Raw genomic sequence first — 12,169 nt, 5'->3', positions numbered from 1 at the left:
CGATCCGGGGTCAGCGGCTCTTGGAGGCTCACTGGCGCATCGTCGCCACCGCGGCCCTGAAGCCCTCGCGCGGGTGCTCCATCTCACCCAGGGAGATCGTCTCCCGCTTGAAGAACAGAGCCAGAGTCCAGTCGACGACGACGCGGACCTTGCGGTTCAGCGTCGGCACCCGCGACAGATGGTAAGTGCGGTGCATGAACCACGCAGGAAATCCGCGAAGCTTGATGCCGTAGACGTTGGCGACGCCCTGATGCAGGCCGAGACCGGCGACCGATCCGACATACTTGTGCCGGTATTCAGCGAGTTCCTGCCCGCGGAGGTAGCGGACCACGTTGTCGGCGAGCACCTTGGCCTGGCGGACCGCGTGCTGGGCGTTGGGCGCGCAGAGCTGACCCGGGTTCGTCAGGTCGGGCACCGCCGCCGCGTCGCCGGCCGCGAAGGCGCCGGGGCTGTCCTCGACGGCGAGGGTGGCCAGGGTCTTGATCCGGCCGCGCTCGTCGAGCGGCAGGTCGCTGGAGTTCACGACCGGGCTCGGCTTGACCCCGGCCGTCCACACGAGCGTCTCGGCGTCGAACTCGGTGCCGTCCGACAGCACCACGTGCCCGCCCACGCAGGATTCGAGCCGGGTCTCCAGCCGGACGTCGATGCCGCGCTCGCGCAGCTGCTCCAGCGTCCACCGGCCCATCTCGGGGCCGACCTCGGGCAGCACCCGGTCGGACGCCTCCACGAGCACCCAGCGGACGTCGGAGGGCTTGATGTTGCGGTAGTAGCGGGTGGAGTCCTTGGCCATGTCCTCCAGCTCGGCCAGCGCCTCCACGCCCGCGAAGCCGGCGCCCACCACCACGAAGGTCAGCGCCCGGCGGCGCACCTCGGGGTCGTCGGTCGACTCGGCCACGTCGAGCAGGTGGAGCACCCGGTTGCGCAGCGCGATGGCCTCGCCCACGGTCTTGAAGCCGATGCCGATGTCGGTGAGCCCGGGGATCGGGAGCGTGCGGGAGATCGAGCCCGCGGCCATGACGACGACGTCGTAGCCGATCTCGCGCGCCTCGCCCTCGAAGGGCTGGAACGTGACGGTCTGGGCCGCGTGGTTGACCTTGGTCGCCCGGCCGTTGAGGATCCGCACCTTGGGCAGCACCCGCCGGAGCGGGGCCACCATGTGCCGGGGCGAGAGGTTGCCCGCCGCGGCCTCCGGCAGGAACGGCTGGTAGGTCATGTAGGACTGGGGGTCGATGATGGTGACGCTGACGGAGCCGTCGCGCAGCTCCCGGCGCAGCTTGCGCTGCAGGCGCAGTGCCGTGTAGAGGCCGACGTAGCCGCCGCCGACGATCAAAATGTGCTTGTTCATCCTGAGGCCCCATCCTCGTGGGAGCTTGTGAAAGCATTCACAAGCCTATGTCGGCTACCCCTGGGGATGCCAATCTCCGGGTAATGGGATGCGTCACACCGCCAGTTCGCCGGCCCGGGTGAAGACCGCGTCCAGCATCTCGGCGGTGACCCTGCCGGTGAACGTGTTCTGCTGGCTCGGGTGGTAGCAGCCCAGCAGCGTGACGGGCGCTCCCTCGTACGAGACCTCGACCTCGACGCCGTGACCGAAGCGCGGACGGCTGCGCGGCAGGGCGTAGCCGGCCTCCTTGAGCGCGGGCCACATCGCCTGCCAGGCGAAGCCGCCGAGCGCGACCACGACCCGGACGTCCGGCGCCACCAGCGCGATCTCACGGGCCAGCCACGGGAAGCAGGCGGCCTTCTCCTCCGCCAGCGGCTTGTTCGCCGGGGGCGCGCAGCGCACCGACGCCACCATGCGGGCGCCGATCAGCTTCTGGCCGTCGCCGGCGTGCGTGCTGGTCGCCTGGGTGGCCAGGCCGGTGCGGTGGAGCGAGGCGAACAGCCAGTCGCCGCTGCGGTCGCCGGTGAAGATCCGGCCGGTGCGGTTGCCGCCGTGCGCGGCGGGGGCCAGGCCGACGATGAGGACGCGCGGGTGCTCGTCGCCCCACCCGGCGACGGGACGCCCCCAGTACGTCTCGTCGGCGAAGGCGCGGCGCTTGACCTCGGCCACCTCCTCGCGCCAGGCGACCAGGCGCGGGCAGGCCCGGCAGACCGACTGCCTGGCCGTGAGCTCGGCCAGCGTTCGGCTGGCCGCCGCGAGCTCGCGCACGTCCGAGGGGTCGCGGGCGACCGGGGTGGCGGCGGAGGCCGGGTCGTCGGGCCATCCGGTGCCGGGAGGAACGAAGCTCATGTCTTCGATGGTGCCGGATGGGCGGGACCGCTTCGTACCGGAGACCCGGAAACCCGGGGACACAGAAACCCCGGAGACACGGAAGCCTGCCGGATCTGTGGCGCGCCGCTGCCGCGCCCCGACACAGAAACCCCGCGGAGACACAGAAGCCCCGCGAAACCGGAAAACCGGGCAGCGTCACGGAGAGACGCCGCCCGGTCCTCAGATCGACCGATCAGGCAGGCTGCTCAGTCTTCGGGGTCTCCACCTCCGGGGAAGGCGCCGGCGTCGGCGACTCCGTCGGGGTGTCCCTCGGAGTGTCCCTCTTCTCCTTCGGGAACTTCGGGGACTCCGTCGGGGTGTCCTTCGGGAACTTCGGAAGGTGGTTCGACGGCTTGCAGGCGGCGAAGGAACGCGACTCGGAGGCGCTGTCCTTGGTGCCGTAGGCCGTCAGGCGGATGGTGCCGCCGTTCTTCGCCGCACCCGACAGGGCGGTGTTCAGCGACACGAACTGCGAACCGCCACCACGGTTGAAGGTGGTGGAGCCCGAGTCGACGGTCCGGCCGTTCACCGACCACACCCAGCGGACGCGGTCCGCGCCGCTGGTGCTCACCCTGGCGCGGGCGTTCACCGTGCAGCTGTCGCGGTCGGTCCTGGCGGACAGGCCGAAGACCTCGACCTTGGACCGGTGCGACGGGGCGTGGCTGTGGTCCTTGCAGCCGACCTTGTAGTAGGCGGTGTTGGACACGGCGCGGCGCGGGCTCAGAACCTCGAGCACCGCAGACCCGCGGTGGCTGTGGCGCGGCTCGAAGGTGACGCCGACCTTGCGGGAGTCGTGGACCCTGACCCTGCCGTGGTCGATGGCCTTGCCGTTGACCACCCAGCGGTAGCGGACCCAGGCGGGACGATTGACGCTGATCCTGCCTTCGAGGGCGACCCTGGTGCAGGAGCCCACGTACTTGGCCGGGCTCACCCACGCCTTGGCCGAGACCCGCTGGTGGTGGTGGCGGTGCTTCTTGGTGGGCTTGCAGTCCACCGAGAAGTGGCCCTTCTTGGAGGTCACCTTGCGCGGGCTGAGCACCTGGAGGGCCTGCCAGCCCTTGGTGTCGCCGTTGAAGGTGGCCGTCTCCGCGAGCCGGATCCGCTTGGTGCCGTTGGCCGACACCTTCACGGTCTTGATCTTGCTCTTGGAGCCGTCGCCGTGGAGCCAGCGGTAGCGGACCTGGGTCGTGCCCTTGATCTTGAGCTTGACCGTGGCCGAGAACGTGACGTCGACGGGGCACGCACCCCGGTAGTCGCCGACCGATGCCTGCGGGGTCGAGACCGAAACCTTGGCCCGCGGCTTGGCGGTGGCCTGAGCAGGGGTGGACGCCAGTCCGGCGACCAGGCCGGCCAGCACGGTAGTGCCCGCGACGGCGGCCACCTTCCGTACTAACGCAGTGGACTTCATGGTGGAGTGACTCCATTCCGTGAGAGAGAAAATGCGCACGGGAACGGTTGCCACGCCGACATTCATCTCTGCCCGGCCATATGGCAAAGCCCCCGTTACTGCAAAGATCACTTAAGCACAAGAGTAATGTGCGTTCAACACGAACGGGGGTGATATCTGCACTGATTTCCCGACTTATCGGGCAATTGACCACGCAATTCCGTCGAGGATGTCGTGTTCGCTCACAACGACCTGTCCGAATCCGAACCTCCGGACGATCCGATCCAGGATGAGCGCCCCCGCCCCGATCACGTCCACCCGGCCCGGATGCATCACCGGCAGCGCCGCCCGCTCCTCACGGGTCGACGCCAGCAGCCGCCGGGTCACCTCGTGCACCTCAGCGGCCGACAGGCGGGAGTGGTGGATCCGCTCCGGCAGGTAGGCCGGCAGCTCCAGGGCGACCCCCGCCACCGTCGTCACCGACCCGGCCAGCCCCACGAGCGTGTGCGCGTCCCGTACCGGAACCGCGGCCTCGACCCGGGCGAGCGCGGCCTCCACGTCGGCCACCACCGCCTCCAGCGCCGCCGCGGACGGCGGGTCGCCGGCGTCGCGCAGGTGGCGCTCGGTCAGCCGCACGCAGCCGATGTCGACCGAGATCGCCGCCTCGGCCCGCTCCGAGCCCACCACGAACTCCGTCGAGCCGCCGCCGATGTCGACCACCAGGTAGGGCGGCAGCGGCCCCTGCGGCACCTCGGTCTCCGGAGACAGCCGCACCAGCCCCCTGGTGGAGCCGGTGAACGACAGCTGGGCCTCCTCGTCGCCCGTGATCACCTCCGGCTCCACGCCGAAGATCTCCCGCACCCCGCCGGCGAACTCCTCCCGGTTCGCGGCGTCGCGGGTGGCGCTGGTGGCCACCACCCGGGTGGCGGTCACGCCGTGCTGGTCGATCAGCTTGCGGTAGGCGCGCATCGCGCCGAACGTGCGCTCCAGCGCCTCCGGCGCGAGCCGCCCGGTCCGGTCGACCCCCTGACCCAGTCGGACGATCTCCATCCGCCGCTCGACGTCGGTCAGCGTGTCGTCGCCGACGTCGGCGATGAGCAGGCGCACCGAGTTGGTGCCGCAGTCGATCGCGGCTACACGCATGGTCCGTCACCCCACCACTCGGGGAGCGCCTCCAGCGCCTCCCTGCCGAACGGGTTGGTCCCCGGCTCCGCCAGCTCGTGCGCGACGAGCGCGTGCAGGCACTTGACACGCTCCGGCATGCCGCCGGCGCTCTGCATGCCGGGCGGCAGCGGCTCGATCCCCTCCTCGCGGGCGATCTCGTCGCGCCTGGCGAGGTACGACTCGTGCGCGGCCAGATAGGCGGCCGCCAGCTCCGGGTCCTCCGGCAGCCGGGCCTGCATCTCGCGCATCAGGCCGGAGCTCTCCAGCGTGCCGACGGCCGAGGCCGCGCGCGGGCAGGTCAGGTAGTAGACCGTGGGGAACGGGGTGCCGTCGGCCAGCCGCGGGGCTGTCTCCACCACGTCGGGGTTGCCGCACGGGCAGCGGTGCGCCACCCGGCGCAGCGCCCGGGGCGGCCGCCCCAGCTGCTTCTCGACGGTCTCGACGTCCTTACTGTCCAACGCTCTCCTGCCCTGCCTGTCGCTCGGTGGCCCGCCGCCCCTTGCCGTCGTCGGCCGCCTGCACCGACTCCCACAGCGTCACGTACCAGGGCGGCTGCTGCGCCGGCCGTTCGGCGGCCGCCTGCTCCTTGCCGGGGCCGGGGTCCATCACCACGAAGCACCGCTCGCCCACGCCGCAGTAGTGGAGCCGCTCCTTGGCCGTGCGCTTGACCCAGTTGGGGTCGCCGACCTGGCGGCTCTCGGCCAGCAGCCGCTCGCGCTCGGCCTCCACCCGGGCCTTCTCCTCGCGCAGCTCGGCGATGTCGCGCCGCTGGGCGATGTAGGTGCGCACGGGGTAGGCCAGGCTCATCGCGATCGCGCAGACCACCACCGCGAGGATCGCCGCACGACCCGTGAGCTGCGGTCTCTTCGCCATGCCCGGCACCCCAACCTCCCGTACGAACCACCCGCGGCGGCGGCGTCCGCCGCGGGCAGCTACCCGAAATTACCGCCGGAAACGCGGGAACGCCGCACGACCCGCGTAACGGGCGGCGTCGTCGAGGAGCTCCTCGATCCGGAGCAGCTGGTTGTACTTGGCCACCCGGTCGGAACGGGCCGGGGCGCCCGTCTTGATCTGGCCGCAGTTCGTCGCCACGGCCAGGTCGGCGATCGTGTGGTCCTCGGTCTCGCCGGAACGGTGGCTCATCATGCACCGGTAGCCGCTGCGGTGGGCCAGGTCGACGGCGTCGAACGTCTCCGTCAGCGTGCCGATCTGGTTGACCTTGACCAGCAGGGCGTTGGCGGTGCCGGCCTCGATGCCGCGAGCCAGCCGCTCCGGGTTGGTCACGAACAGGTCGTCGCCGACGAGCTGCACCCGGTCGCCGAGCGCCTCGGTGATGGCCTTCCAGCCCTCCCAGTCCTCCTCGTCGAGCGGGTCCTCGATGGAGACCAGCGGGTAGTTGTCGACCAGGTCGGTGTAGAAGGCGATCAGCTCCTGGGCCGACAGGCCCTTGCCGTCGATGGTGTAGACGCCGTCCTTGTGGAACTCGGTGGCGGCCACGTCGAGCGCCAGCGCCACGTCGTCGCCCGGGGTGTAGCCGGCCCGCTCGATCGCCACCAGGATCAGGTCGAGCGCGTCGCGGTTGGACGGCAGGTTGGGCGCGAACCCGCCCTCGTCGCCCAGGCCGGTGGCGTAGCCCTTCTCCTGCAGCACCTTCTTCAGCGCGTGGTAGACCTCGGTGCCCATGCGCACCGCCTCGCTGAACGTCTCCGCCCCGATCGGCGCGATCATGAACTCCTGGATGTCCACGTTCGTGTCGGCGTGCGCGCCGCCGTTGAGGATGTTCATCATCGGCACCGGCAGCAGGTGGGCGTGGGGGCCGCCGAGGTAGCGGAAGAGCGGCAGGTCGGCGCTGTCGGCGGCGGCCTTGGCCACGGCCAGCGAGACACCCAGCGTCGCGTTGGCGCCCAGCTTGGACTTGTTCGGCGTGCGGTCCAGATCGATCATGATCTGGTCGATAATGCGCTGGTCCTCGGCCTCGACGCCGTGGATCTCGTCGAAGATCTCGTCGGTGACGGCCAGCACGGCCTTGCGCACGCCCTTGCCGCCGTAGCGCTCATCGCCGTCACGCAGCTCGACGGCCTCGAACTGACCGGTGGACGCGCCGCTGGGCACCGCGGCACGGCCGGTGCTGCCGTCGTCGAGGACCACGTCGACCTCGACCGTCGGGTTGCCCCTGGAGTCGAGGATCTCGCGAGCGTAAACGACCTCGATGGTAGCCACGGGATGCGCTCCTGAATCGATAGGCAATATGGGGTAAGAGCCTATCGGGTGAGGGCATCACGACCGGCGCGACTCCCAGGCCCGCACCCGGTCGCGGTAGAGCCGCGCCGCCGCCCGCAACTCGGCCTCCGGGTCCACGTCCGCCGCGCGCGCCCGCCTCACCAGGTCGAACAGCTCACGCGCCACCCCCTGGCCGACCGCTATGGCCAGGCTCTCCGGCGCACCCGACCGCTCGGCGCGGCGCAGCAGCTGCGCTACCAGCGAAAGCGACGGCTGGCCCATCGGCACCCCGTCGAGCAGCGACTCGTCGCCCCGGGACGCGCGCTCGGCGGCCTTGATCGCCTCCCAGTTGTCGTTCACCTCGTCGGCGCTCTCCGCCTTGACCGAGCCGAACACGTGCGGGTGGCGCCGCACCAGCTTGTCGACGATGCCGGCGGCCACGTCGTCGAGGTCGAACCCCTCGGCCACCCGGGCGTGGAAGACCACCTGGAGCAGCAGGTCGCCCAGCTCCTCGCGGAGCGCGTCGGAGTCGCCCTCCTCGATCGTCTCCAGCACCTCGTAGGCCTCTTCGAGCAGGTAGGGCACCAGCGACTCGTGGGTCTGCTTGCGATCCCACGGGCACTCCACCCGCAGCCGGTCCATCACCCGTACGAGATCGAGGACGCGCGCGCCCGGCAGGTCGTACGAGCCCGGCATCACCTCGATGACCGGCGGGTCCTCCAGCGCGAGCGCGGCGTGGCCGAGCTCGCGCATGAAGTCCTCCTCCTCGCCGTCGCCGGCGAGCCACACCACGGTCTCCCCCGCCGCCCGCGCGACCAGCTCGCGCGCGTCGGGGGTCACGACCGTGACCTCCACGCCGGCGTCCACGAGGTACGGGAGCTGCGGATGCTCCGGCGAGCCCGTCAGCACCGAGCCCGACCGGAAGGCCTGCCACGCCTGGTGGCTGAGCAGCCCCGGCGCGACGCGCGGCGAGGTGGTGACGACGACGAGCGGCATGTCAGCCCTGCTGCTGCCCGGCCTGCGCCGGGGTGCCGAAGCGGCCCGGGTCGACGAAGCCCTGCTGCGGCTGGAAGTTGCCGTAGCGGGGGTTGAAGACCGCCTTGACCGAGTTGTACTCCTCCTGCCACTTGGCGGCGGCCTCCTGGCTCTCCCGGCCGCCCAGCCGGTCGAGAACCTTGGTGGCGCCCACCTCGGCCCGGATGAAGTCGCGGGCGTCGGACGGGGCGACCCCCTTCGACAGCAGGTTCATCTCCGGGTCCTGGAACTGGCCCGGGTCCTTGAGCGCGAGGTCGACCTCCGACTCGGTCACCTTGACGCCGTACTTGTCGGCCAGCTGCTGGTAGCGGAGCTGGTTGGTCATGCGGAAGAGCACGAACTGGGTGACCGGCACCCCGAGCTGACCCGGGTCGATGTTCGCCCTGTCCAGCGCGTCCTCGAAGGTCTCGACGTTCGCGTTGAGCTCGCTCGCGGAGATGCGCTGGTTACCGACGATGGCCGCGGCACCGGCCTCGACAGGGGTTGAGCAGGCGGTCAGTCCGAGGAAGCTCACCCCGGCTGCCGCGGCGGCCACAGCCACTCGTATCGACTTCACGTGCATCCCTTTCCGACAAAAGCCCCAGTCAGCTTACCGGCGCCAGTTCGAGGAACATCGCCTCGACCAGATCGCCGCACCATTTGAGCAGATCCATGTCACGCAGCGGCTGCCCGCCCAGCGGCTTCGTCTTGGGCACCGGCACCAGCAGCGTCTCGGCCGCCTGCTTGTAGACCGACCTCTTGTAGAGCCGGTCCAGCCGGATCTGCTGCGACTCGCGCAGCCGCACCGGGCCGAACTTGATGAACTGCCCCTGCAGCGTGACGTCCGTCAGCCCCGCCCGGCGCGCCTTGATGCGGAAGGCGGCCACCTCCAGCAGGTTCTCCACCTCGACCGGCGGCGCGCCGTAGCGGTCGGTCAGCTCCTCGCGCACCTCGTCGATGTGCTTCGGCTCGGCGATGGCCGCGATCCGCTTGTAGGCCTCCAGCCGCAGCCGCTCCGAGGTCACGTAGTCGTGCGGGATGTGCGCGTTGATCGGCAGCTCGACCTTGACGTCCGGCTGCTCCGGCTGCACCTCCGCGCCTTCGAGCTTGGCCTTCTGCTCCTGCACCGCCTCGGCCATCAGCCGGACATACAGGTCGAAGCCGACGCCCGCGATGTGGCCCGACTGCTCGGCCCCCAGCACGTTGCCCGCGCCCCGGATCTCCAGGTCCTTCATCGCCACGTACATGCCCGCGCCCATCTCGGTGTGCTGCGAGATCGTGGCCAGCCGCTCGTGCGCGGTCTCGGTCAGCGGCTTCTCCGGCGGGTACAGGAAGTACGCGTAACCGCGCTCCCGGCCCCGCCCCACCCGGCCGCGCAGCTGGTGGAGCTGCGACAGGCCGTAGTTGTCGGCCCGGTCCACGATCAGCGTGTTCGCGTTCGGCACGTCCAGCCCGGACTCCACGATCGTGGTGGACACCAGCACGTCGTACTCGCGCTCCCAGAACCCGATCATGATCTTCTCGAGCTGCGCCTCGTTCATCTGCCCGTGCGCCACCGCGATCCGCGCCTCCGGCACCAGCTCCCGCAGCCGCGCGGCCACCCGGTTGATCGAGGCCACCCGGTTGTGCACGAAGAACACCTGGCCGTCGCGCATCAGCTCGCGCCTTATGGCCGCCCCGATCTGCTTCTCCTCGTACGGGCCGACGAACGTGAGAATCGGGTGCCGCTCCTCCGGCGGCGTCAGGATCGTCGACATCTCCCGGATGCCGGTCAGGCCCATCTCCAGCGTCCGCGGGATCGGCGTCGCCGACATGGCCAGCACGTCGACCTGCGTGCGCAGGTGCTTCATGGCCTCCTTGTGCTCGACGCCGAACCGCTGCTCCTCGTCGATGATGATCAGCCCGAGGTCCTTGAACCTGACCTCCGGGCTGAGCAGCCGGTGCGTGCCGATCACCACGTCGACCGTGCCGGCGCGCAGCCCCTCCAGCGTCTCCTTGACCTCGGCGTCGCTCTGGAAACGGGAGACCGGCTTGACCGTGACCGGGAAGCTGGAGAACCGCTCGGTGAACGTCGACATGTGCTGCTGCACCAGCAGTGTCGTCGGCACCAGCACCGCCACCTGCTTGCCGTCCTGCACGGCCTTGAACACCGCGCGTACCGCGATCTCGGTCTTGCCGTAGCCGACGTCGCCGCAGATCAGCCGGTCCATCGGGACGCCGCGCTCCATGTCGCGCTTGACCTCGTCGATGGCCTCCAGCTGGTCGGCCGTCTCCGCGTACGGGAACGCGTCCTCCATCTCGCGCTGCCACGGCGAGTCCGGCGAGAACGGATGACCCGGCGAGGCCATCCGCGCCGAGTAGAGCCGGATCAGCTCACCGGCGATCTCCTTGACCGCCTTCTTCGCCCGCGACTTCGCCTTCGCCCAGTCGGCGCCGCCCATCCGGTTCAGCGTGGGCGACTCGCCGCCGACATAGCGGGTGACCTCGTCGAGCTGGTCGGTCGGCACATACAGCCGGTCGCCCTTGGCGTACTCGATCACCAGGTACTCGCGCGTCGCGCCATGGACCGTGCGGCGCACCATCTCGACGTAGCGGCCCACGCCGTGCTGCTCGTGCACCACGTGGTCGCCCACCTTGAGCTGCAGCGGGTCGACCATGTTGCGGCGGCGCGACGGCAGGCGGCGCATGTCCTTCGTGGACGCCTTCTGGCCCACCAGGTCGAGGTGGGTGAGCACGGCCAGCCCCGGCGTGACGAACCCCTGCTCCAGCAGCCCCGTGGTGACGTGCACCACCTTCGGGTCCGGCGCCTTGTCGATCGCGGGCCGCAGCCGGGCCGGCACGTCGACGCCCTTCAGCAGCTCCACCATGCGCTCGGCCGGGCCGGGCCCCTCGCTGATGAGCACGACCGCCTTGTCCTCGGCCAGCCAGCCCTTGATGTCGTCCAGCGCCCTGCGGGTGTCGCCCCGGTACGCCTCCGAGTCGTGCGCGGCCAGCTCCACGCCACCGCCGAACGGCGCCATCGTCCACCACGGCTGCCCCAGCGTCCCGGCGTGCTCCCGCACCTCGTCGAGCGTCCGGAACGCCGCCGCCCCCAGGTCGATCGGCGCCTCCCCGCCCGCCGCCGCGTTGATCCAGGACGCCTCCAGGAACTCCTGGGAGGTACGGACGAGCTCCTCGGCCCTGGTCCTGATCCGCTCCGGATCACACACGAACACCGCCGACCTGGCCGGCAGATGATCCACCAGCAGGTCCATCTCACCGGCGAGCGCGGGCGCGAACGCCTCCATGCCCTCCACCGGAGTCCCCTCGGCCAGCTGGTCGAGCACCTCCGCCAGCGCCGGATACTCCTCAGCCAGCGCCCGCGCCCGCTCCCGCACCTCCGGAGTCAGCAGCAGCTCCCGGCACGGCGGCGCGAACAGCCCCTCCTCCGCCGCCTCCAGCGAGCGCTGATCCGCCACCTTGAACCAGCGGATCTCCTCGACCGTGTCGCCCCAGAACTCCAGCCGCAGCGGATGCTCCTCCGTCGGCGGGAACACGTCCAGCAGCCCGCCGCGCACCGCGACCTCGCCGCGCCGCTCCACCATGTCGACCCGGTGATAGCCGTTGTCCACCAGGTTCGCCACCACGTCGTCCAGGTCGGCGTCGTCGCCCGCCCTCAGCCGGATCGGCTCCAGATCGCCCAGCCCCTTGACGATCGGCTGCAGCAACGCCCTGATCGGCGCCACCACCACACTGAGCGGGCCCGCCGCGCTGTCGCCCTTCACCGGATGCGCCAGCCGCCGCAGCACCGCCAGCCGCTGCCCCACCGTGTCCGACCGCGGCGACAACCGCTCATGCGGCAGCGTCTCCCACGCCGGGAACACCGCCACCGAATCAGGCTCGATGAGGCTGCTCAGCGCCGCCGCCAGATCCTCCGCCTCCCGCGCCGTCGCGGTGACGGCCAGCACCGTGCGCTGGTCGTGCCCGGCCAGCGCGGCCACCCCGAACGGGCGCAGCGCGGCCGGCGCCACCAGCGCGGCGTCACCGCCCCTTTCCAGTGCGGCGGCCAGCTCGGGGTCGGCGACGACAAGGTCAAGCAGTCCGGAAAGACTCATCAGTTAGCCCCACGATGGCAACACGATTACCCCCGG

At 70.8% G+C, this 12,169-nt stretch carries 10 protein-coding genes; all 10 read right to left on the bottom strand.

Features of this window, described 5'->3' with window-relative positions; genetic code table 11:
• Window positions 1–28: 28 nt before the first annotated feature.
• Window positions 29–1,345 carry an NAD(P)/FAD-dependent oxidoreductase gene (locus tag AB0J42_RS18155; RefSeq protein ID WP_364295556.1) on the bottom strand — a complete coding sequence of 439 codons (1,317 nt, stop codon included), beginning with the start codon at window positions 1,343–1,345 and terminating at the stop codon, window positions 29–31.
• Between the two features lie 93 nt (window positions 1,346–1,438).
• A complete protein-coding gene (locus AB0J42_RS18150; protein WP_364295553.1) occupies window positions 1,439–2,233 on the bottom strand; it encodes a uracil-DNA glycosylase in 795 nt (264 codons plus the stop codon).
• Window positions 2,234–2,447: 214 nt separating this feature from the next.
• Window positions 2,448–3,662, bottom strand: a complete 1,215-nt coding sequence (locus AB0J42_RS18145; RefSeq protein ID WP_364295550.1) for a hypothetical protein — start codon at window positions 3,660–3,662, stop codon at window positions 2,448–2,450.
• Window positions 3,663–3,836: 174 nt separating this feature from the next.
• The gene (locus AB0J42_RS18140) at window positions 3,837–4,784 is read right to left on the bottom strand and encodes a Ppx/GppA phosphatase family protein (protein ID WP_364295547.1); all 948 of its coding nucleotides are present in this window, start codon (window positions 4,782–4,784) and stop codon (window positions 3,837–3,839) included.
• A complete protein-coding gene (locus AB0J42_RS18135) occupies window positions 4,775–5,263 on the bottom strand; it encodes a DUF501 domain-containing protein (RefSeq protein WP_364295544.1) in 489 nt (162 codons plus the stop codon). Before AB0J42_RS18135 ends, AB0J42_RS18140 begins: the two co-directional genes overlap by 10 nt.
• Entirely contained in the window at window positions 5,253–5,678 is a 426-nt protein-coding gene (locus AB0J42_RS18130) for a septum formation initiator family protein (protein ID WP_364295541.1), read from the bottom strand. The genes AB0J42_RS18135 and AB0J42_RS18130 overlap by 11 nt, the downstream gene beginning before the upstream one ends.
• A 69-nt stretch (window positions 5,679–5,747) precedes the next feature.
• Window positions 5,748–7,025 (bottom strand): phosphopyruvate hydratase, encoded by a 1,278-nt coding sequence (gene eno, locus AB0J42_RS18125; RefSeq protein WP_364295538.1) that lies wholly within the window; start codon window positions 7,023–7,025, stop codon window positions 5,748–5,750.
• A gap of 57 nt (window positions 7,026–7,082) precedes the next feature.
• Window positions 7,083–8,021 (bottom strand): MazG family protein, encoded by a 939-nt coding sequence (locus AB0J42_RS18120; RefSeq protein WP_364295535.1) that lies wholly within the window; start codon window positions 8,019–8,021, stop codon window positions 7,083–7,085.
• A gap of 1 nt (window position 8,022) precedes the next feature.
• A complete protein-coding gene (locus tag AB0J42_RS18115) occupies window positions 8,023–8,616 on the bottom strand; it encodes a SurA N-terminal domain-containing protein (protein ID WP_364295532.1) in 594 nt (197 codons plus the stop codon).
• Between the two features lie 28 nt (window positions 8,617–8,644).
• Entirely contained in the window at window positions 8,645–12,133 is a 3,489-nt protein-coding gene (gene mfd, locus AB0J42_RS18110) for a transcription-repair coupling factor (RefSeq protein ID WP_364295529.1), read from the bottom strand.
• Window positions 12,134–12,169 lie beyond the last annotated feature (36 nt).

It is taken from the genome of Nonomuraea sp. NPDC049649, from assembly GCF_040675175.1.
Lineage (GTDB): Bacteria > Actinomycetota > Actinomycetes > Streptosporangiales > Streptosporangiaceae > Nonomuraea.
This window is presented reverse-complemented; position numbering and strand designations above follow the sequence as displayed.